This is a genomic window from Streptomyces tubbatahanensis, from assembly GCF_022699385.1.
GTDB lineage: Bacteria > Actinomycetota > Actinomycetes > Streptomycetales > Streptomycetaceae > Streptomyces > Streptomyces diacarni.
Genome location: NZ_CP093846.1, coordinates 425,317 through 446,456, shown reverse-complemented (window position 1 = coordinate 446,456; position 21,140 = coordinate 425,317). Strand labels below are relative to the sequence as shown.

Annotated in this window: 19 protein-coding genes and 1 pseudogene; 8 read left to right on the top strand and 12 right to left on the bottom strand. The window is 73.3% G+C overall.

From position 1 onward, the window contains the following. Positions 1–144: 144 nt before the first annotated feature. The 6 genes and pseudogenes from MMF93_RS01910 (at position 145) to MMF93_RS01885 (ending at position 7,466) form a co-directional block, all read left to right on the top strand. Positions 145–1,716 carry a sulfatase family protein gene (locus MMF93_RS01910; protein ID WP_242748928.1) on the top strand — a complete coding sequence of 524 codons (1,572 nt, stop codon included), beginning with the start codon at positions 145–147 and terminating at the stop codon, positions 1,714–1,716. Then, positions 1,713–2,513: an ABC transporter permease gene (locus MMF93_RS01905; protein ID WP_242748926.1), complete on the top strand. Its 801-nt coding sequence runs from the start codon at positions 1,713–1,715 to the stop codon at positions 2,511–2,513. Before MMF93_RS01910 ends, MMF93_RS01905 begins: the two co-directional genes overlap by 4 nt. A 3-nt stretch (positions 2,514–2,516) precedes the next feature. Then, positions 2,517–3,272 (top strand): annotated as a pseudogene (locus MMF93_RS01900) (ABC transporter ATP-binding protein); the annotation flags it as partial. A 173-nt stretch (positions 3,273–3,445) separates the two neighbouring features. After that, positions 3,446–4,483 carry an aliphatic sulfonate ABC transporter substrate-binding protein gene (locus tag MMF93_RS01895; RefSeq protein WP_242748923.1) on the top strand — a complete coding sequence of 346 codons (1,038 nt, stop codon included), beginning with the start codon at positions 3,446–3,448 and terminating at the stop codon, positions 4,481–4,483. Then, positions 4,480–6,741 carry a DUF4838 domain-containing protein gene (locus MMF93_RS01890; protein ID WP_242748920.1) on the top strand — a complete coding sequence of 754 codons (2,262 nt, stop codon included), beginning with the start codon at positions 4,480–4,482 and terminating at the stop codon, positions 6,739–6,741. Before MMF93_RS01895 ends, MMF93_RS01890 begins: the two co-directional genes overlap by 4 nt. Positions 6,742–6,923: 182 nt before the next feature. Beyond that, positions 6,924–7,466, top strand: a complete 543-nt coding sequence (locus MMF93_RS01885) for a MarR family winged helix-turn-helix transcriptional regulator (RefSeq protein ID WP_242748917.1) — start codon at positions 6,924–6,926, stop codon at positions 7,464–7,466. On the opposite strand, the gene MMF93_RS01880 is transcribed toward MMF93_RS01885, so the two are convergent. From MMF93_RS01880 to MMF93_RS01830, 11 genes are read right to left on the bottom strand one after another with little or no spacing between them, the layout of a single operon-like run. Further along, positions 7,388–8,533, bottom strand: coding sequence for an aromatic ring-hydroxylating oxygenase subunit alpha (locus MMF93_RS01880; RefSeq protein ID WP_242748914.1), 1,146 nt, complete (start codon positions 8,531–8,533; stop codon positions 7,388–7,390). The two genes, MMF93_RS01885 and MMF93_RS01880, sit on opposite strands and share 79 nt — an antisense overlap. Positions 8,534–8,535: 2 nt before the next feature. Beyond that, positions 8,536–8,769, bottom strand: coding sequence for a recombinase-like helix-turn-helix domain-containing protein (locus tag MMF93_RS01875; RefSeq protein WP_242748911.1), 234 nt, complete (start codon positions 8,767–8,769; stop codon positions 8,536–8,538). Between the two features lie 35 nt (positions 8,770–8,804). Then, positions 8,805–9,791 (bottom strand): PDR/VanB family oxidoreductase, encoded by a 987-nt coding sequence (locus MMF93_RS01870; protein ID WP_242748908.1) that lies wholly within the window; start codon positions 9,789–9,791, stop codon positions 8,805–8,807. Between the two features lie 11 nt (positions 9,792–9,802). Beyond that, a complete protein-coding gene (locus MMF93_RS01865) occupies positions 9,803–11,467 on the bottom strand; it encodes a thiamine pyrophosphate-binding protein (RefSeq protein WP_242748905.1) in 1,665 nt (554 codons plus the stop codon). A gap of 20 nt (positions 11,468–11,487) precedes the next feature. Beyond that, positions 11,488–12,276 (bottom strand): SDR family oxidoreductase, encoded by a 789-nt coding sequence (locus tag MMF93_RS01860; protein WP_242748902.1) that lies wholly within the window; start codon positions 12,274–12,276, stop codon positions 11,488–11,490. 48 nt (positions 12,277–12,324) lie between these two features. Then, a complete protein-coding gene (locus MMF93_RS01855; protein ID WP_274709419.1) occupies positions 12,325–13,086 on the bottom strand; it encodes an SDR family oxidoreductase in 762 nt (253 codons plus the stop codon). Continuing rightward, positions 13,079–13,600, bottom strand: coding sequence for a cupin domain-containing protein (locus MMF93_RS01850; RefSeq protein WP_242748899.1), 522 nt, complete (start codon positions 13,598–13,600; stop codon positions 13,079–13,081). Before MMF93_RS01850 ends, MMF93_RS01855 begins: the two co-directional genes overlap by 8 nt. A gap of 45 nt (positions 13,601–13,645) precedes the next feature. Next, positions 13,646–14,491, bottom strand: a complete 846-nt coding sequence (locus tag MMF93_RS01845; RefSeq protein WP_423835334.1) for an alpha/beta fold hydrolase — start codon at positions 14,489–14,491, stop codon at positions 13,646–13,648. Beyond that, complete coding sequence (locus MMF93_RS01840; protein ID WP_242748897.1) at positions 14,488–15,282, bottom strand: aspartate dehydrogenase domain-containing protein; 795 nt, start codon at positions 15,280–15,282, stop codon at positions 14,488–14,490. Before MMF93_RS01840 ends, MMF93_RS01845 begins: the two co-directional genes overlap by 4 nt. After that, the gene (locus tag MMF93_RS01835) at positions 15,279–16,244 is read right to left on the bottom strand and encodes a VOC family protein (protein ID WP_242748894.1); all 966 of its coding nucleotides are present in this window, start codon (positions 16,242–16,244) and stop codon (positions 15,279–15,281) included. Before MMF93_RS01835 ends, MMF93_RS01840 begins: the two co-directional genes overlap by 4 nt. A gap of 46 nt (positions 16,245–16,290) precedes the next feature. Next, positions 16,291–17,778 carry an aldehyde dehydrogenase family protein gene (locus tag MMF93_RS01830; RefSeq protein ID WP_242748893.1) on the bottom strand — a complete coding sequence of 496 codons (1,488 nt, stop codon included), beginning with the start codon at positions 17,776–17,778 and terminating at the stop codon, positions 16,291–16,293. A 308-nt stretch (positions 17,779–18,086) separates the two neighbouring features. On the opposite strand from MMF93_RS01830, the gene MMF93_RS01825 reads away from it, so the two are divergent. Next, positions 18,087–19,577 carry an MFS transporter gene (locus MMF93_RS01825; RefSeq protein WP_242748891.1) on the top strand — a complete coding sequence of 497 codons (1,491 nt, stop codon included), beginning with the start codon at positions 18,087–18,089 and terminating at the stop codon, positions 19,575–19,577. Positions 19,578–19,797: 220 nt separating this feature from the next. Further along, the gene (locus MMF93_RS01820) at positions 19,798–20,001 is read left to right on the top strand and encodes a cold-shock protein (protein ID WP_114015179.1); all 204 of its coding nucleotides are present in this window, start codon (positions 19,798–19,800) and stop codon (positions 19,999–20,001) included. Between the two features lie 163 nt (positions 20,002–20,164). Here the strand turns inward: MMF93_RS01820 and MMF93_RS01815 are convergent, their stop codons facing one another. Then, positions 20,165–20,989: a PI-PLC domain-containing protein gene (locus MMF93_RS01815; RefSeq protein WP_242748889.1), complete on the bottom strand. Its 825-nt coding sequence runs from the start codon at positions 20,987–20,989 to the stop codon at positions 20,165–20,167. Positions 20,990–21,140: the final 151 nt, after the last annotated feature.

Here is a 21,140-nt window from a genome sequence, read left to right as displayed (position 1 = left end):
GTACGCCGACCGCTCGGACGGCGTCGGCACCCGGGCCCGCCGCCTGCCCCCCCCCGCAGGACCAGGTGGCGCCCGGCGGCGATCCGGCACAGCGACCCCGAAACGCCCGCACCAGCTCGGCGCGACCTGAGAAAGGGCGGCACCGTGGCACCTCGCAACGTCCTGTTCCTGATGACCGACCAGCACCGGGTGGACACACTCGGCTGTTACGGCAACAGCGTGGTCGACACCCCGGCCATCGACGCACTGGCCGCCGACGGCACCCGGTTCGACCGCTTCTACACACCGACGGCCATCTGCACACCCGCCCGCGCCTCCCTCGCCACCGGCCTGCACCCTTTCCGCCACGGCCTGCTCGTCAACCCGGAGCGCAACGGCGGCGGAAGGGACGAACTGCGAGACGACCACCCGATGCTGTGGCAGCGGCTGCGGGAAGGCGGCCACCACGTCGGCCACGTCGGCAAGTGGCACATCGGCCGCACGCGCGGCCCCGAGTACTACGGGCTCGACGGCGAACACCTGCCCGGCGCCCTCAACCCGTTCCACCACCCCTCCTACGAGGAGTGGCTGAAGGCGCACGGCCATCCGCCCTTCGCCGTGCGGGAACCGGTCTTCGGCACCGCCGACAACGGCACAGGGCGCGGCCACCTGCTCGCCGGCCGACTGCGGCAACCGGCCGAGGCCACCGTCGAGGCGTTCTTGACCGAGCGCACCCTGGAACTGCTGGAGACGTACGCCGACGCCTGGAAGCGGACCGGCACCCCCTTCATGCTCTCCTGCCACTGGTACGGCCCCCACCTGCCCTACCTCGTCCCCGACGAGTTCTACGACCTGTACGACCCGGCGGACGTGCCCCTGCCCCCCTCCATGGCGGAGACCTTCGCAGGGAAGCCCGAGGTGCAGCGCCGCTACCGCGACTACTGGTCCACCGACGCGTTCGACCCCGACGCCTGGCGCAAGCTGATCGCCGTCTACTGGGGCTACGTCACCATGATCGACCGGCAGGTCGGGCGGGTGCTCGACGCGCTGCGCGACCACGGCCTCGCGGACGAGACGACAGTCGTCTTCACCGCGGACCACGGCGAGTTCACCGGCGCCCACCGCCTCCACGACAAGGGGCCCGCGATGTACGAGGACATCTACCGGATCCCCGGAATCGTCCGCGTACCCGGCGCGCCCCCGCAGGTGCGGGAAGAATTCGCCACGCTCATCGATCTCCATCCCACCGTGCTCGAACTCTCAGGACAGGAGCCGCCCGAGCAGTGCGACGGCGACAGCCTGCTGCCGCTGCTGCGAGGAGCTGCGCCCGTGGACGGCGTCAGGGACCAGGTCGTCACCGAGTTCCACGGACACCATTTCCCCTACGCGCAGCGCATGATCAGGGACAGCCGCCACAAGCTCGTGCACAACCCCGAGAGCGTCCACGAGCTCTACGACCTGGCCACCGATCCCCACGAACTCCACAACGTCTACGAGGCCCCCGCCTACGCGCGGGTGCGGCGGGAGTTGACGGTGCGGCTGTACCGCGAGCTGCTGCGCCGCGGCGACCCCGCCTACACCTGGATGAGCTACATGGCCGACATCGGAGACGGGCGCGCCGAGGACGTCGACGGCGTCGCGGCTCAGGTCGCGCACGAGGCCGGGCCCGTCGAGCAGGGCGGCCGGCTGCGGGGGCCCGGGCACCCGCGCCCGCGCGGTGCGGAGGGCGGGGCATGAGCAGCCCGCCCGTGCCCCGGCGGGCGCTGCCGCCCCGCCGCCTGCTCGCGGGTCCTGCCGGTGCACTGGCGCTGGGTGCGTGCTCCGTCGTGGCGGGGCTGGCCGTGTGGAGCGCACTCGCGGGCGGAGTCGTCGACAACCTGCCGGGTCCCTCGTCGGTGCTGCGGCGCGGGTGGCAGCTGGCGGCGGACGGGACACTGGGCGCGGACATCGTGGCGAGCCTGCGCAGGGTACTGACCGGCTACGTGCTGGGGGTGGCACTGGCCGTTCCCGCGGGGTTCGTCATGGGCTGGTACCCCGTGGTCCGGCGCGTGGTGGAGCCGTGGCTGCACTTCCTGCGGATGGTGCCCCCGCTGGCGATCATCCCGCCGGCGATCGTGCTGATGGGTATCGGTGAGACACCGAAGGTGTTCGTGATCTTCCTCGCCGCGTTCCTGTCCTGCGTCGTGTCCACCTACCAGGGCGTGGTCGCCGTCGACGTCACCCTCGTCAACGCCGCCCGGGTGCTGGGCGCGCGCGACCTCCAGGTCTTCCGCGGCGTCGTCGTACCCGCCTCCACGCCCTACATCGCCGTCGGCATGCGGGTGGGGCTGGGCGCCGCGTGGGCGACGGTCGTGGCGGCCGAACTCATCGCGGCCCAGGGCGGCCTCGGCTCCCGTATGCAGCAGGCGCAGATCTTCTACGACCTGCCCACGATCTTCGTGCAGCTGCTCGTCATCGGGGCGCTCGGGCTCGTCATGGACCGGGGGCTGCTGCTCGCCGAGCGACGGCTGACCCACTGGCAGGAGCGGAGGTAGCCGGTGTCCAGTATCAGTTTCCGCCAGGTCACCAGGGAGTTCCCGGTCAAGGGGAGGGCGGCCGTACGGGCGCTGGACGGCGTCGATCTCGACATCGCCGACGGCGAGTTCGTCACCGTCGTCGGCCCGTCGGGCTGCGGCAAGAGCACGCTGCTCAACCTCGCGGCCGGGCTGCTGGAGGCGGACGCGGGCACGGTGTCCGTGGACGGACACGCCGTGGCTGGCCCTTCACCGGAACGCGGCGTGATCTTCCAGCAGTACGCGCTCTTCCCGTGGATGACCGTCGCGGCGAACGTCGAGTACGGACTCAAACTCGCCGGGGTCACAAAGGCCGAGAGGGTGCGGCGGGCCCGGCAGGTCCTGGAACTGGTCGGCCTCAGCGACTGCGCCGGGCAGCTTCCCAAGACGCTCTCCGGAGGCATGAAGCAGCGCTGCGCCCTCGCCCGCGCCTACGCCGTCGACCCGAAAGTGCTGCTCATGGACGAGCCGTTCGGCGCTCTGGACGCGCTGACCAGGGTGCGGATGCAGGACGCGCTGCTGCGGACGTGGGGCCGGAGACGGCGCACCGTCCTGTTCATCACCCACGACGTGGACGAGGCCGTCTACCTGGCCGGGCGGGTCGTCGTCATGGCGGCGCGACCCGGGCGCGTACACGAACAGGTGCACGTCGACCTGCCCTACCCGCGCACGGAGGAGATGCGCCTGTCGGCCCGCTTCGCCGCGTTGCGGGGGCGCGTGTGGAGCGCGGTGCACCACCAGCCCGGCCCGGAGCGCGGCCACCTCGACCCGCCGAGCGCCTCGGGCGACGACCGGCCGCACGCGCCGGGTGCCACGCCGGCCGACCCGGCGCACGCACCCGGCGCCTCGCCGCACGAGCGGAGCACCCCGCCGGGCGGTCCGCGGCCGGACGCGTCGAGCGAGGAGGCCGGACGGTGACGATCCGTACCAGGAGCCTTCCGGGTGCGCTGGTCCTCGCGCTGCTGCTGGTGGCGGGCGCCGTCACCGGCTGTGGCGGGGACGAGGCCGCGAGCCGGCACGCGCGGGGAGAGGTCACCTTCGGCTACACCGCGGACTACAGCGGAGCGGCTGCCCTCGCCGTCGCGCAGAAGCGGGGGCTGTGGCGCGGGACGGGCCTGACCCCTCGCCTGAAGCGGTTCACGAACGGGCCGCTCCAGGTGCAGGCGCTGGGCTCAGAAGACCTCGACTTCGGCTATCTCGGCCCGGGTGCGCTGTGGATGTCGGCCACGGGCCGTGCGCCCGTCATCGCCGTCAACATGCTGGGGCAGGCCGACCGCGTCGTCGCGCGCCCGGGTTCGGGTATCCGCACGGCCGCGGACCTGAAGGGCAAGAAGGTCGCCGTCGCCGAGGGCACGTCCGGCGACATGATCCTGCATCTGGCGCTGCGGAGGGCGGGCCTGAAGACGTCCGACATCACGAAGATCGGCATGGACGCCGGCACGGTCGTGACGGCCGTCTCCTCCGGAAACGTCGACGCGGCGGCCACCTGGTATCCACTCGTCGACACCATGCGCGACCAGGTGCCGGGACTGCGCGAGATCGTCAGGACACAGGACTTCTCCCCGAAGATGACCTTCCCCAACGTCTTCGTCACCCAGCCGGAACTCGCCTCCCGGGACCCGGAACTGGTGACCGAGGTGGTGGGTGTGCTGCGGCGGGCCAACGACTGGATCGTGCGCCACCCCGCCGCCTCCGAGAAGGTCGTGGCCGACTTCCTGGACGTGCCCGCCTCCCGGACGGCCGGCTCCACCCGACACGTGCAGTTGCTGACCTCGCGGGAGAAGACCGATCTGGGGCGCGAGGGCACCCTCCAGCGGTGGTTCGACGCGCTGGCCCAGGTCTTCCACGAGATGACACGGCTCCCCGGGCGCGAGGACCCGGACGACTACTACCTGCAAGACCTGTACGCACGAGCCGCCACGGCACCGACAGGGAAGGGCGTGACGAGATGAGCGTGACACCTCGGGCGGGAGGCGTACGGCGCCGCGGCTTCGTCGCCGGAGCCGCCGGGCTGGCCGGAGCCACCGCACTCCAGACGGCCCCGGCCGTGGCCGGGCGAGCCGTGGCCGCCGACCGGACACGACTGCCCCTGGTGGCCGGCGGCCGCGCCAGGGCAGCCGTCCTGTGGTGGGGGCAGGGAAGCGCCCGGTTCGCCGCCTCGGAACTGCGCGCCTACGTGCACCGCATGACAGGCGTACGGCTGCCGCTCCAGCGGGCACGGCTCGCCGACCGCCAGGCCCCGGAGGGGGTGACCGGCGTGGTGGCCCTGCGCTCCGGGGCCGGCGACGGGGCGGCCACGCTCCCCGCCGGCCGGCTGGCGGAGGCGGGACGCCACCTGGCGGACCGGCCGCAAGACACCCTGGCCGTGCTCTGCGACGCACGGTGGGCCCTGCTCACCGGCCTGGGCGACCGCGCCCCGCTGTACGCGGTCTACGCGCTGCTCGAACAGTGCGGCGTACGGTTCTTCGCCCCCGGTTTCCCGGCGTACGAGGGCCACAGCGAGCACGTGCCCCGCGCCCGGGACCTGGCGTTGCCCGCCCGGCGGCTGGTCGACGCGCCCGCGTGGGAGATGCGCCGCCAGTACGCGGAGGAGGGCTACAGCCACACCCTGGCCACCCTGCCGCCCCTCATCGACTGGATGGCCAAGAACCGCCTCAACACGCTGGTCTTCCCCACCGACTACCTGGGGCTCGGTGTCACCCGGTACGACCACGTGCGGCCGGCCGTCGTCCAGGAGGCGGGCAGGCGCGGCATGCGGATCGAGGTGGGCGGCCACGGGTACGACAGCTTCCTGCCGCCCGACGAGTATCCCGAGTTCTACCGCACCGGTGGCCCCGTCTTCGACATCCACGAGCCGCGCGCACTCGATGCCTACGTCGACAAGGTGCTCGCCTACCTGCGCGCGCGCCCGGAGATCTCGGTGTTCGACTGCTGGCCGCCGGATGTGCCCGCGTTCCAGGACGCGATCCTCGACAGGTACGGAACCGCGTCGAACGCCGAGTCCGTCGTCGTGAACAAGCTGGCCGCGGCGGTCCACGAACAGCTGCCCGGGGTACGGGTGGAGCGCATCGCCTACGCCTCCACTCTCAGCCCGCCCGACCCCGACTACGCCTGCGATCCGCGTGTCCTGGTGGACTTCGCACCGATCGGCCGCAGCTACACCGCCCCGCTGGACGACCCCGGCACCCCGGGCAACGCCGAAGCCGCCCGGCACCTGCGGGAGTGGCGCTCCAGCTTCCGCGGGACGCTGTCGATGTACGAGTACTACCGCCGCTACCGGTGGCGCAGCCTGCCGGTGCACCCGCTGGAGGTGATCGCCGCGGACGCGGCGTTCGAGGACGGCCTGGGCCTCGACGGCACCGGCATGTACTGCGAGCCGGCCGACTGGGTGCCGTACGAACCCGTGCAGAACCTGGTGGCCGCCCTCGCCTGGGACACCACGCTGGACGCCGGCGGATATCTCGACGGCTACCTGGAGGCGCGCTTCGGGTCCGGCGCGGCCCCCGCCGTACGCCGCTGTCTGGAGCTGACCCGGCTGGACCCTGACGCGCACGGCGGGGCCCAGGGAGCGGCGCGGCTGCTGGAGGCCTACCGCGACGCCCTCGACGCGGTGGAGGAAGCCGCGGAGCGGGCCGAGGACGCGGGCGCACGGCTGGTCTTGGACAGGTGGGCCCGCAACGCGCGGATCGCCGTGGCGGACATGGAGATCGGCGTCCTGGCGGACCCGGACGCCCCCGAGGCGCGGCAGGCAAGGGAGAGATACCGGACGCTGGTGCTGGGCGACCGCTTCGCCGGGGTGTGCCTGCCCGGTGTCCCCGCCCAGCGGCGCTGGACGAAGGACGGCGAACTGCCCTACGACGACGCGCGGCTGCGGCAGATGATCGCCGACGCCTACCGGGCGCCCGCGACCGGGTTCCTCAGCCCGGGGACGCTGACCGTCGAGCGGGGCGAGAGGGCCACACTCACGGTGACGGCCCAGGACGTCGACTTCACCGGGCACACGGTCAGCTGGCGGGCGCGGGCCGAGCGGGGCGTCTCGGTGCACCCCGCCGAGGGCACCCTGCGGGCCGAGAGGACGCGGTCGCAGTCCGCGCGGGTCACCGTTGACACCGCCTCGGCCGCCGCGGGGGAGCACGAACTCACCGTCACCTTCCGCGGGGCCTCGGGCGAGGAGCTGCCGTCGGCCGTGACGCTCTTGACCATCGTCTGAGCGAGCGCGTCGCGTCGTCTTCGGGTGAGCGCTTCGCCTCGCCCGGGCGAGCGCCGCCCGCCACCATCTCACGCCCGCGTCAGCCCGGCGCCGTGCCGCACGCGCGCCCTCGCGGCGGTCGGCCGCCGAAACTTAGGGGCTAAGATTTCCTCGCTGTCACGGACACGAGGCGAGGGGGCGGTATGGCGGCGGGCAAGGCCGCGGGGCGGCGCGACGCGGTGGCGGGGATCGTCGAGGACTGGGCGCGTGAGCGACCCGACCTGGACACCGCCCCGCTCGAGGTGCTCGCCCGGCTGCACCGTTCCTTCCTGCACTACAGCGCCCGGATGCAGGGCCCCATCGAGCGGCACGGCCTCTCGGTGGCCGGGTTCGACGTACTGACGGCGCTGCGCAGGGCCGGTGCGCCCTACCGGCTGACGGCGGGGCAACTGGCCGACTCCGGGCTGGTCTCCTCGGCGGGCGTGACGCTGCGGATCGACCGGCTGGAGAAGGACGGGCTGCTGGTGCGCGAGCGGGACGCCGAGGACCGGCGCATCGTCTACTCGCGGCTCACGGACGCGGGGCTGGCCACGGTGGATGAGGTGTTCGCCGAGCATCTGGACAACGAGCGCCGGATGCTCGGCGGCCTCTCACCCGCCGAGCGCCGTCAGTTGGCCCGGCTGCTGTCCAAGCTGGAACGCTCCCTGTTGGACGCGGAGGTTCCCGAGGGCGCCGCGGACACCTGAGCCCCGCTCGTCGCGGGCCGCTCCCTCACCTGGTCCGCCTGCTGTCCTGCCCGGCCCGCCTGCTCCCTGGCCTGGCCCTGGTAGAGCCGGCGCAGCCGGACGACGCCGAGGTCGTGCTGGTAGAGGTTCTCGCGCTGGTCGGCGTCGCGCGGCATCGCCTCCAGCATCGCGCGGTCCTGTTCCAGTACCTGCCAGTGCCGCTCCTCGATCAGGGTGCGGTAGAGGAAGTGCCAGGTGTCGCGCTGCCAGCCGGAGACGCGGCGATAGCGCCAGAAGAAGACCCCGGTGCGCCCGGCGTCGACGGGGCAGGCCATCCCGACGATGCCGAACGGGCCGCCGGGTCCTGCCGAGGGCGGGTAGGGAATCGACAGGTCGACCCAGTCGACGCCCGTGCGGCACAGTTCGACCCAGTCGAAGTTGACGCCGCGCTGGTCGGTCTTCTCGAAGAAGTAGCCCCGCTCGGTCTCCCTGATGCGGAACTTCGCCGTGGTGTCGCCGTCGTACATGGTGTGCGACTCGTGGTGCAGGAAGGCGCCGTGCATCGGGTCCAGCAGGTTCTCCATGGCGTACCGCCAGGGGACCTCCCACTCGGCGTAGCACAGGAACGAGGAGACCTCGGGGTCGGTCAGCGGCTCGGGCAGGGTGAGCCGGACCGGCTCGGGGTGCTCCTCGTCCCCGAAGTAGGCGAGGATCGCCCCGCCGATCTCCCGCACCGGCAGCGAGGTCACCAGCGTGCGGCCCTCCAGCGCACAGCCCGGCAGCCCGGGGACGGAGGTGACGGTCCCGCCCCCGTCGACCTCGACACCGTGGTACCAGCAGGCGATACGGTCGCCCAGGTGCCGGCCCAGGGAGAGCGGAGCCCCGCGGTGGGGGCAGCGGTCGGCGAGCATGGCGAGGGTGCCGTCGGCGCGGCGGAACAGCAGCCAGTTCTCGCCGAGGGCCGTGACCTTGCGTAGTCCGCCGGGGCGTACGAAGTGGGAGGGCACGACCGGGTGCCACTGGTTGCGCAGCCCGTTGGCGTAGATGTGCTCGGCGTCCGCGGCGGTGGACAGCGGGGTGTACTTCATGGTCAGGCTCCCAGGCGGTGCATCTCGGCGGTGAAGGTCTCCTCGGTCCACGGCTGCCCGTCGGGGGTGTGGACCTGGCGGGCGTTGAGCCCGGCGACGACGTCGGCCAGCTCGTGCCCGTCCTGGGTGAAGACCTCCTCCAGGGTGCGGGCGAGCTTCCCCTCGTAGGGGGTGGGCTCGTGGCTGCGGGACTGGTGGACGTCCAGGGAGGGCCAGGCGTGCTCTGCGGTGCTCATGGGCTGTCTCCAGCGGGGTCGAAGAGGTGAAGGGGTCACATGTCGAGAACGAGCCGGTCCGAGGCGCACCGCGAGACGCAGATCATCATCGTGGTGTTCGCGGCCTGTTCGGCTTCGCTGAGGAGGAAGTCGCGGTGGTCGGGCGTGCCGTCGAGGACCCGGGTCTCGCAGGTGCCGCAGATGCCGTCGCGGCAGGAGCTGGCGACGGGCAGCCCCGCGGCCTCCGCGGCGTCGAGGATGGAGGTGTCCGCTGCGATGTCGAGGGTGACCCCGGAGGCGCGGCACTCGACCTCGAAGGCCGCCTCGTCGCCGCCTTGGGCCCCGGCTTGTCCGCCGACGGGTGCCGCGAACCTTTCCACGCGCAGCCGCCCCGGCGGGCAGGCCTCCTCGGCGGCGGCCAGCAGCCCCTCGGGGCCGCAGCAGTAGACGAGCGTGCCCTCAAAGAGGTGTCCGAGTGCTGCCCGAAGGTCGATGTGGCCCTGCTCGTCCTGCGGTACGCGCCGTACGGTGCCGCCGCGCAGGGCCTCCAGCTCCGCGCCGAACGCCATCGAGGTCCGGGTGCGGCCACCGTGCACGAGGGTGTACGGCACGCCGCGGCGGTCGGCTTCGCGGGCCATGGCGAGGATCGGGGTGATGCCGATGCCACCGGCGAGGAAGACGTAGGCCTCGGCGTCCTCCAGCGCGAAGTGGTTGCGCGGGCCGTGCGCGGTCACCGTGTGGCCGGGGCGCAGCGCGGTGTGGATGTGCCGCGAACCGCCGCGCGAGGCCGGCTCGTCCAGGACGCCGATCCGGTAGCGGCCGGTGTCGCGGGGGTCTCCGCACAGCGAGTACTGGCGCGTGTGTCCCCCGGCCGACACCTCCAGGTGGGCGCCGGGGGTCCAGGCGGGCAGCGGCTTGCCGTCGGGGTGGACGAGTTCGAGGGAGAGGACGCCGTCGGCCTCCCAGGTCATGCGGTGGACGAGCAGTTCGAGCGGGACGGCGTCGCCGTCCTCGGCCGGGTCGGGCCCGGTGGCATCGGTCATGGCCGGCCTCCTCACGCACCTGTGGCGGGGATCTTGACGGGTGGGGTGAACGGGGTCTTCATGGGGCCGAGCGCCATCAGGTCGACCTCCACGAGCGTGGGTCCGTGCGCCGCGACGGCCTCGCCGATGACCGGTGCGGCCTCCTCGGGCGCGGCGACGCGTGCGTACGGCAGTCCGCAGGCGGCCGCGAGCCCGGCGAAGTCGGGGGTGCACAGGTCGACGCCGCTGCGGCGCTCGGCGTACGCGTCCTGCATGTTGCGCAGCACTCCGTAGCCGCCGTCGTTGAAGACGAGGAGCGTCAGGCGCGGGCGTTCCTGCGCGAGGGTGAGCAGTTCGCCCAGGTGCACGGCGAGGCCTCCGTCCCCGGCCACCACCACGGTCGGCTCGTGCGGGCGGGCCAGCGCGGCGCCGATGCCCATGCCCAGACCCTGGCCGATGCCGCCGCCGCGCGGGAAGAGGTTGTCGCGCGGGTCGTAGAGCTCCAGCAGCCGGTTGCCCCAGCTGGAGGAGGGGATGGTGACGTCCCGTGCGACCACGGCCCGGCGCGGCAGCGCGGCGCGCAGCGCGTCGCAGACGGCGGCCTGGGGTCCCAGGGAGTCGTGCAGCGCGGCGCGCACGTCGGCGCGTACGCCGCGCACGCGGGCGCCCCAGCTCTCCTGCGGGCGCGCGCCGTCGGGCAGTGTGCCTGGCAGCGTGCCTGGCAGTGCGTCGGTCAGCGCGGTCAGGACGCGGGCCGCGTCGCCGTGCAGCGGGTGCGTCACCGGGTAGACGCGGCCCAGCGCGGCGGCGTCGGCGTCGATCTGGACGTGCGTGTCGGGCAGGGCGAGGGCGTAGTCGGCGGTCTCGTTGGAGCGGAAGTGGGTGCCGACGCTGAGCAGCACGTCCGCGTCGGACAGCAGGGCGCGGGCCGCGGGAGCGGTGGCGAAGTTGCCGATGACCTGCGGATGGTCCTCGGGCACTGCGCCGCGCCCGGAGTTGGAGGTCAGCAGCCCGGCGCCGGTCGCCTCCAGCAGGGTGCGCAGCTGCCGTCCCGCGCGGGCCGCGCCGCCGCCCGCCCACACCAGGGGGCGGTCGGCGGTGGCCAGTGCTTCGGCCGCGGCCCGCAGCCCGCCGTCGGCGGGGTGGGGGAGCGCCGCTCGCGCGGGCGGCTCGCTCCGGTCGGTCTGCCGGGCGTACTGGAGGTCGATGGGCCACTCGACGCTGGCCGGCCCACCGGGGGTGGCCAGCGCGGCAGCCGCCGCGGCGCGCAGCACCCGCCCCGCGTCGTCGGCCGGTCCGACGGTGGCGGCGTGGGCACAGACGGCCCGCAACATGCCCAGCTGGTCCCTGGTCTCGTGGATGAAGCCCCGGCCGCCGCCCAGGTAGCGGCTTTCGATCTGCCCGGTGACGTGCAGTACGGACGCGCCCGCGCTGAGGGACTCGATGAGGGATCCGGCGGCGTTGCCCGCGCCGGTCCCCGTGGAGGTGAGGGCGCAGCCGAGGCCGCCGCGGGCGCGGCCGTAGGCGTCGGCCGCGTTGACGGCGCTCGCCTCGTGCCGTACGGGCACGAACCGCAGTTCCCGGTCGACGGCCTCGACCAGCGGCAGGTTGTGCACGCTGACGATTCCGAAGACCACCTCGACGCCGAGTTCTCGCAGGACGGCGACCAGCAGCTCGCCTCCGTTGTCGTAACGCATGCAGGGTGCTCCTCGCAGGGTCACAGGACGCCGCGGCCGACTCCGCCGCAGACGTCCAGGCTGGTGCCGGTGATGTAGGAGGCGCGGGGGGACAGCAGCGCGATCACGGCGTAGGCGACCTCCTCCGCGCTGCCGAGGCGGCCGAGTGCGACACCCCGGTCGGCGGCGAGTTCGGCCTGCCAGTCCGCGTAGGTCAGGCCGGAGTCCGCCGCGGCGTGCCGTCTGGTCCACTGTCCTGTGTCGATCAGTCCCAAACACACCGAGTTGACCCGGATTCCTTCGCCGGCCAGCTCGCTGGACAGGGACTTGGAGAGGTTGAGGATGCCGGCGCGGGCCGCGCTGGTGGTGATCAGCCGGGGCTCGGGCTGCTTGGCGAGGACGGCGTTGACGTTGACGACACTGCCCGCGTCCGAGGCCCGCAGATGGGGCCGGGCCGCGCGCAGGGGGTGGAGTATCCCGGCGAACTTCAGCTCCAGTTCGTCCCGCCAGTCCTCCGCGCTCGTCTCGTCCAGCGTTTTCATGCGGGACCGGCCCGCGTTGTTGACGAGGCCGTCGAGACCGCCGAGTGCGGCGGCGGCACGGTCGGTGAAGGCGGCCACCGCGTCCGCGTCCCGTACGTCGCACACGTCGCTGAACAGGGCGCCGGGCTCGGCGTGCAGCCCCTGGGTGGCTGCGGCCAGCCGGGCGGCGTCACGGCCGCAGGTGGCGACCCGTGCGCCTTCCGCCAGCAGGGCGCTGACCGTGGCCAGGCCGACGCCCGAACTACCGCCGGTGACCAGGTAGGCGCGGCCGGCAAGGCCGAGATCCATGGCATGCTCCAAGGGGTCGGGGGAGTGGGGGTGGGGTGGCCCATGCGGTCAGTGCATGGTGAAGCCGCCGTTGACGGCGAGGAGTTGACCCGTGATGTACCGGGACTCCTCGCTCAGCAGGAAGGAGAGGAGTCCGGTCAGGTCCTCGGGCTGCTGGGCACGGGAGATGGCACGGTTCGCGCGGTAGAGCCCGTGCCGTTCCCCGGGAACAGAGGCGGTCGCCTCGCACTCGGTGAGTCCTGGCGCCAGCGCGTTGACGGTGACGCCCCGGTCGCCGAGCTCCCTGGCCATCCCCCGGGTGAGGGCGATCACGGCGCCCTTGGCGGCGAGGTAGTGGGCCAGCCTGGGCGACCCGTACAAAGCGGCGTCGCTGGCGATGTTGACGATGCGTCCGGGTCCGCCGTGTGCGGTGAGCGGCCCGTACAGTGCCTTGGCGACGAGCCAGGGGCCGCGCGCGTTGACCGTCCACAGGCGGTCGAACTCCGCGACGTCGATCTCCTGGAACTCCCTGCCGCCCACGCCGTTGGCCAGGGCCGCGTTGTTGACCACCGCGTACAGCGGGCCGAGGGCGGCGACGCGGTCGGCCATGGCGGCGACGGAGGCCGGGTCGGCGACGTCGCACGGGATCGCGTGCGCCTCCAGCCCCTCCTCGCGCAGCCGTGCGGCACTCGCCTCGCCGCGCGCGGCGTCCACCTCCGCGACCACGACGCGGAATCCGTCGCGGGCCGCCCGGCGGGCCATGGCCTCCCCCAGACCACGGCCCGCACCGGTCACCACGACCGTCCGGACTGCCGCCGGGGGCTCAGTCACGGGTGACGCCGTACAGCGGGGAGTACTCGGGGTAGGAGGGCACCTGCGGCTTCCGGGTGCCGATGATGACGCAGAACAGTGCGTCGGTCTCGCCCTCGTTCTTGAGGGAGCGCGTCACCCCGGCGGGCACGACGATCATGTCCCGGTACCCCAGGGTACGGTACTCGGTCTCCTCAGGGCCGCGGTGCACGCCGACGCGGACCTCGCCCTCCAGGACGAAGAACGCCTCCTCGACGTCGTGGTGGGTGTGCGCGGGGCCCTCGGCGCCGGGCGGCAGCAGCATGTTGGAGAAGGTGAACCCGCCCGAGGGCAGTATGTGGTTGTCGCCCTCGTGGTTGCCGGTGGCACCGGAGCCCACGTATCGGATCTGAGCACGGCGGAACTGCGGCCCGGCCTTCTCCTGGAAGGCGAGGGTGTCCCAGTCGGGCTCGCGGGAGGCGCGGGTGGCGATGAGCGAGTCGGTGTAGGCGGCGAGGTCGCCGTTGCCGTCGTAGGCGGTGGTGGTCAGCGGCACGGTGGTGTCCTTTCGGTCGGTGTCGCGCGGGGTCTGGGGTCGGTGTTACTCGGTGACGATGTGCAGGTGGGAGAGCACCCAGGCGTTGAAGCGCTCGGGCTGCTCCTGGTTGGCGAGGTGACCGGCGTCCTTGACGATCACGTAGGCGGCGCGGTGGATGCCGCCGGCCAGGGTCTGGGAGGCCTCGGGTCCCGTGACGCGGTCCTGGTCACCGCAGAGCACGAGCGCAGGCGCCGCCAGCGCGGGCAGGTCGGCCCGCAGGTCGGTGGCGGCCATCGACTCGGCCGCGTAGCCGTATCCCGGCAGCCGGACGGCCGCGGCCATGGTGTCGGCGACCCGGCGGACCAGGTCCTCGGGCGCGGCGGCCGAGACCAGCCGCGGGGCCCGCTCCCGGGCGAACGCCCGGGGCCCGAGTTCCCGCAACTGAGCCGCGCGGGCCCGCATGGCTTCGGCCTTGCCGGGGTCGCCGCCCGACCCGGCGGTGGAGTCGGCCAGCACGAGGGACGCCACGAGAGAGGGGTGGCGCAGGGCGAGCCGCTGGGCGACGACGCCGCCCCAGGAGACGCCGAGCACGTGGGCGCGGGAGCCCGGCTCCTCGCGGGCGCCGCGCGAGCGCAGCAGCGCCGCGGCCACGTCCGCGAAGCCGTCCAGGTCCAACGGCGCCTCGGGGTCGGCCGAGTCGGCGTAGCCGGGTGCGTCCCAGGCGAGCACCCGGGCGTGCCCGCCGAGTCCGGCCAGCTGCGGTCCGAAGGAGGCGGAGGAGGAGCCGATGCCGTGCAGGCACAGCAGCAGCGGCCCCTCGGCGCCCGCCTCGGCCACGTGCAAGCCGCTCAGGTCGTAGGCCGGGCGGGCCGGTGCGCCGGCGGCGGTGTGCCGGGGCGCGGCGGTCACAGGATCCGCCCCGGGCTGTGGGCCAGCGCGGCCAGCCCGCGCAGCACGGCGTGGGGCACCACCTGGCTGGTGGCCGGATTGCCGGGATCGGGCAGGTGGTTGACCTCGAAGCGGTAGGAGCCGAACGGGCCGTGCGCCTCGATGACGTGCCGGGTGCGGGTGGCGTCCGGATCGGCGACGACGCGCACCCGGACGGCGTCCAGGTCGCCGACGGCCAGCGCCACGGAGGCGGCCACGTTCGTGGACCTGGGGAAGTGCGCGGGCACGTCACGGGCCGTGCCCGCCATCACCTCGACGGGCGCTGTCGCGGTGCGTAGCCGGGCCAGCAGCCCCTCGTCCATCCACGGCTGTTCGAGGGTGCCGGGCAGCTTCGTGGTCGTCAGCGACACCTCGGTGAGCGGGCCCATGGAGCGGGCGGCCTGGAGCAGGTCGAGTCCGCCGACGGCGCCACCGGTGAAGTGCACCCGGCCAGGGGTGGTGGCCAGCAGCCGCTTGGCGAGCTCGTCGTCGGTCAGCGCCCCCGTGGAGGCGACCAGCAGGTCGGTACCGGCGCACAGCACCCGCTCGCCCCACTCGCGGACGAACCCCGCACCCGCCGCCTCCACGAGTACGTCGCAGTGGGCCAGCGCCTCCTCGACGGAGGTCTGCGGGGCGGCCACGGCGTCACCGAGGGGGCGGTTGTCGACGACCCGGACCAGTTCGGCGCCGGGCACCCGGCCCGCGGCGAGCGCCGTTCCGACGGTGCGGCCGATGGCTCCCCAGCCGACGAGCCCCACGGCGAGCCGGCTCATGCCGCCACCTCCTGCCCCGCGGCGGCGGGCGGTGCGACGGGGCTGCCGTCCGCGGTGCCCGCCATGTGGCGGCGGATCAGGGGAGACGGCGGACCCGCCGTGCCCCACAGGTCGGAGAGTTCGGGTGTGCGGCGCCACACCTTGGCGATCCAGCGGTCCTCCTCGACCTGCGCGACCTCCGAGGTGTACTCGCACACCAGCCCGGCGGGGTCGGTGAAGTAGGAGAACGTGTTGTTCCCCGGCCCGTGCCGTCCAGGGCCCCACTGCGGGACGACGCCGTGGTGCCGCAGCCGGCCGAGGCCGCGCATGAAGTGGTCCACGGACGGCATCTCGTAGGCCACGTGGTTGAGTGACGCCCAGTCGGCCTGGTTGAAGGCCACGCAGTGGTGGTCGGCGTTGCACCGCAGGAAGGCCATCTGGTGTTCGGACCAGTCCGAGACGCGCAGGCCCAGCACCTCGCGGTAGAAGCCGACCGAGGCGTCGATGTCGGTGGTGTTGAGGACCGTGTGCGTCACGCCCACCGGCACGGCCTCCTCCCGCCCGCGCGGCGGAACGGCCCAGGTCTCGGCCGACAGTTCGATCTGCCGTCCCTCGTGGTCGCGAAAGCGCAGCCCGTACCCGCCGCCCACCTGGTCGAGTGGCCCGGGGCCCGCTTCGGGGACCATGCCGCGCGCCTGGAGCCGCCGGGCCGCCTCGTCCACCTCGGCGGGCGTGCCCACGGCAAAGGAGAGCCGCCCCAGACCGGTGCGGTCCGAGCGGGTCAGCTGGAGCGCGTGGTGCTCCTCACCGGTGCCGCGCAGCCACCGCGCGCCCCGCTCGGTCTCGACGGTCTGGAGGCCCCACACCTCCTCGTAGAAGCCGGCGGTCTCCGTGAGGGCCGGGGTGAGCAGTTCGACGGAGCGCAGCGCGCGCAGGCGCGCGAGGGGCGGGGCGGGCGCGGAGGGCGCCGGAGAGTGTGGCATGCCGTTCTCCTCGGGTACGGATGAGCGGTGCGGGTCCTGGCGGGACTCAGGAGGCCCAGGGGAGGGGGGCTTGTGAAGTGCCCCAGTAGACGGACTTCTGGCGCTGGTAGGCGCGGATGGCGTCACGGCCCTTCTCGGTGCCCAGGCCGCTGTCCTTCCACCCGCCGAAGGGGGTGGAGATGCTGAACTGCTTGTAGGTGTTGATCCACACGGTTCCGGCCTCCACCCGTCGGGCGAGCCGCCAGGCGGCCAGCGGGTCGCGGGTCCAGACGCCGCAGGCCAGGCCGTAGACGGTGCCGTCGGCCTGGCGGACGAGATCGTCCTCGTCGTCGTAGGGGAAGGCCACCAGGACGGGCCCGAAGATCTCCTCCTGGCACACCCGCGCGGTGGGTGACAGGCCGTCGATGACGGTGGGCAGGTAGTAGGCGCCGCGGTCGTAGGGCTCGCCGGTGGGCGCGCCGCCGCCGCACAGCACGCGTCCGCCCTCCTGGCGGGCGAGCCGCACCCAGGCCGCGACGGCGTCCCGGTGCTGAGGGTGGACCAGCGGCGCCACCTGGGTGTCCGGGGCGGTGCCGGGGCCGACGCGCAGCGCCCGCACCCGTTCCACGAGGGTGGCGAGGAACTCCTCGTACAGCTCCCGGGCGACGAACAGCCGCGACCCGGCGACGCACGACTGGCCGCTGGAGGAGAAGACGCCGAACATCACCCCGGCGAGGGCCGCCTCGAGGTCGGCGTCGGCCCGCACGATCGTCGGCGACTTGCCGCCCAGTTCCAGCGACGCGGGAATCAGCTTCCGCGCGGCCACCTCGGCGAGTTCGCGCCCTGTGCGTGTGCTCCCGGTGAAACCGATCCTGCCGACCAGCGGGTGCTGTGCGAGCGCCGCACCGATGGTGCGCCCCGAGCCGGGCAGCACCGAGAGCAGGGCCGCGGGCAGGCCGCGTTCGGCGAGCGCCGTGCTGACCAGCCGGCCGAGGGCGAGGGAGACCAGGGGCGTCCACTGGGCGGGCTTGAGCAGCACGGCGTTGCCCGCGGCGAGCGCCGGGGCGAGCTTCTGCGCGTCGCTGGCGACGGGCGAGTTCCAGGGGTTGATGGCGGCGACCACCCCGATGGGCTCATGGAGGCTCAGCGACAGATACGGGCCCCGTGCGGGGGTGAGGGCGTCCTCGGCCGTTTCCAGCGCGGCCGCCGTGTAGCGGAAGGTGCCGGCCGCGCTGTGGGCGAGGGCGCGGGTCTCGGCGAGGGTCTTGCCGGTGTCGGCGGTCTGGAGTGCGGCCAGTTCCTCGGCCGCCTCCTCGACCAGGTCCCCGATCCGGTGGAGCAGCCGCGCCCGCTCGTGCGGCAGCAGGTCGCGCCAGGCGGGGTCGGCCGCCGCGCGGGCCGCCGCTCGCGCCGCCTCGTCCACGTCGCGCTCGGAGGCCGCATGGAGGGTGGCGAGGACGGTGCCGTCGGCGGGGTCGGTGCACTCGGCCAACTCGCCCTCTCCGCGCCGCCACTGTCCCGCGATGAGGATCTCGTCGGCTGGGATGCGCGGCATCTGGGACCTCCAAGAGGTGGGGGCGTGGGCTGTGTTGCTCAAGCGCTAGAAATCTAAGGGCTTAAGTATTCACTCGCAAGAGTCGAGACGGATCGATTTTCCCCTGCACGACGTCTTGACGCTCGCCGACGGGGGAGCTGTAGAACTTAAGCCCTAAGAGGCTTTGTGCTTACCGAGCAGCCAGCTCGGGGTCAGGCCGCCGACCGGCCCGCCCACCTTTCGCACACCGACTGCCGCGCCCCTCCCGACGGGGCCCGATCCGCTCCCCTCGGTCACCACGGACGGCGGCGGAGCCGGAGGACTCCTCCATGACGCTCGACGCACACGACGCGCACGACGCCCACCCCCTCCCGCCGAAACCGCCCCCGCCCCGGACCGTGCCCGCCGACGTGGCCGCCAGGTTCGAGCGTCTGCCGCTCTCCCGCTGGCACGTCACCGTGCGGCTGATCGTCGGGGTGGTCACCTTCTTCGAGGCGTTCGATCAGCTGCTGATCGCCTACGCGCTGCCGCAGCTGCGCCAGGAGTGGCACCTGGGCACGGCGCACTCCACGATGCTGCTGACCGTCGGCTCGGTCGGCATGCTGGTCGGCGCCGTGGTCTCCGGGCGCCTGGCCGACCGGTACGGCCGCGTACGGGTCATCGCCACCTGCATCGGCGTCTCAGGGGCGTGCAACCTGCTGCTGACGCTGTGCACCGCGCCGGAACCCTTCATGGCGGCCCGCTTCGTGCAGGGCCTCGCCATCGGCGGAGAGGTGCCCGTCGCGGCCACCTTCATCGCGGAGATCACCCGCAGCCATCGCCGCGGCCGCTTCGTCCTGCTCTACGAACTCGTCTTCCCCGCGGGCCTCACCGTCGGCGCCCTGCTCGCCGCCTGGCTGGTTCCGCTGCTGGGCTGGCGCTGGATGTTCGGCATCGCGGCACTGCCCGGGCTCCTGTGCCTCCTCGTCCGGCACCGGGTCCCCGAGTCCCCCCGCTGGCTGGCCGACCACGGCCGCCCCGAGGAGGCGCTGCGCGTGATGGCCCGGATCGAGGCCGAGGTGGAGAGGGCCACAGGATCCCCGCTGCCGCCTCCCGCCGCCCCGCACCCGGTCACGGCACCGGCACCGACACCGACACCGGCACCGGCACAGGCGCCGACGCCGACGCCGACGCCGACGCCGACGCAGGACGGTGACCGGCCCCGGGGCGGACTGCGTGAACTGCTGTCAGGGCCCTACCGGCGCCGCACCGCGGTCGTCGGGATGCTGTGGTTCGCCGGATACTTCGTCAACTACGGCATCACCTCGTGGCTCCCGACCATCTACGAGACCCGCTACCACCTCCCCCTGTCCGACGCCCTCCTCTACTCGACCGTCACCTCGTGTGCGGGACTGCTCGGCTGCGCGCTGGTCGCCCTCACGGTGGACGTCGTCGGCCGCCGCCGCACCGTCACCGGCTGCCTGGGACTCGCCGCCGCCGCGCTGCTCGCCCTCGGCCTGTTCGGCGGCGACTCGCCGGTACACGTCCTGGTGTGGACGTCGCTGGCCGCCGTCTTCTTCTTCGGCTCCAACATCTGCCTCTACCTCTACACGCCGGAGCTGTTCCCCACCCGTATGCGCGCCCTGGGCAGCAGCGTCGGCGGCGCCCTCAACCGGGTCGGTGTCATCTCGGGCCCGATCGTCGTCGGCGCCGTCTACGCGGGAGGGCGGCTCGGAGCCGTCTTCCTCGGCCTGGCCGCCGTCGCCGCCGTCGGGGCGCTCACCGCGGGACTCGGCGCGGAAGAGACCGCGGGGCGCCGGTTGGAGGACATCGCGCCGTGACGGGACAGGGCGCTACGCCGGGTCGAACGACCTCTCGGGCGTTCGGGATCGTTTCTCTCTGGTGATGGCCGGTATCTCCGTGTAGCGTCTGGGGCAGATGTCGTGGTTCGCCGTACCTGCCCGCGCTCCGGCGTGGGCTTTGTGTTGTGCAGCGCAGGGCCAGGGCGATCACCTCCGGGTCCGCGCGGTGCGGACCCGATATCGACTGAGAGGCATCAGCATGGCCAGCGGAACCGTCAAGTGGTTCAACGCCGAAAAGGGCTTCGGCTTCATCGCCCAGGAAGGCGGGGGCCCCGACGTCTTCGCGCACTACTCCAACATCAACGCCACCGGCTTCCGCGAGCTCCAGGAGGGTCAGGCCGTCACCTTCGACGTGACGCAGGGCAAGAAGGGCCCCCAGGCCGAGAACATCACCGTGGCCTGATCAGGGCCATGGGCGAGCGCGCACGCCACACGTGACGCGCTCGGACCGCGCACAGGAGCGGCCGGCCGTACGCACACCGCGGCGGCCGGCCCGCATCTCCCGCGTGGCCGTGAAGGCCGCCACCGCGCACTCCCAGGGCGGTACTCCCCGGCGGTGTACCGCGTCAGACGCACTTGCCGGACAGCCAGGCCTTGAAATCCTTGGTCCACGAGGTGGCCATCCTGACCGAACGTGTGGGAGAGCCGAGCCGGGACAGGTTGTCCTGCCACGACGCGTAGTTGCCCGAGGCCGCCGGAGGCGGCTCCTCCCAGCCGATCCCGTCGACCCACGCCGGGTGGGCCGTGAGCGCGGCACCGAGCCCGGCCGCCTCGAGGCGCTTGACGAGCTCGGGTTCGAGAGCGGTGTCGTGGGTGAACATCATGATCTCCTGGGAGGGCATCCGCTCCGCCATCGGTGCGATGATCTCGCTCCAGGCTCTGTCGCGCATGGCCGCGTCGCTGTTGAGCAGCGACTGCCGGGCCTCACCCTTGAGCTCCACCAGCGGCACCAGACCCTTGGCCTTGGCGTCATCGAGCCACTCGCGGAAGGTGTACACGGTCTCTCCGCTGTACGGGCCGCGCGTGATCGTACGGCCCTTGAGCTGATCCGCGCCCGTCGCCCACCACAGCTCGGTGATGGGCGTGCGGGTGCCGGTCAGTCCGTTGGTCGTGGTGTTGTGCCACATCACGGCCTTGGTGCCGTTCCTGGTGAGCTGTAGGTCGGCCTCCACGCCACCGGCGCCCCAGCTCTTCTGCTGGGCGAGGGCCTCGGGGTTGTTCGGCTGGCGTATCTGGTCGCGGTCCCAGGGGTCGGCCCCGGTCGGGTAACCGCCGTGCCCGAAGACCGTCGGACAGACCGGATCCGCCGCAGCCCCGGCGGGACCCGCCTGCGCCGTCCCGAGCAACAGCGCGGCGCCCATGGCGGCGGCGCCCCATCTTCCCAGCTTCATCGCGGCCCCCTCGTCGGCTCTGTCCCCCCGCACACAGGGGGAGCGCTGCCGCAGCATAGGGGCGGCAGGGACGGTGCGTAACCCGTCGGGGCTCACCAACTGGCCTAGAGGGGAGCCGAGTTGGCGATGTCCGCGGACGGAGGTGCGGGGC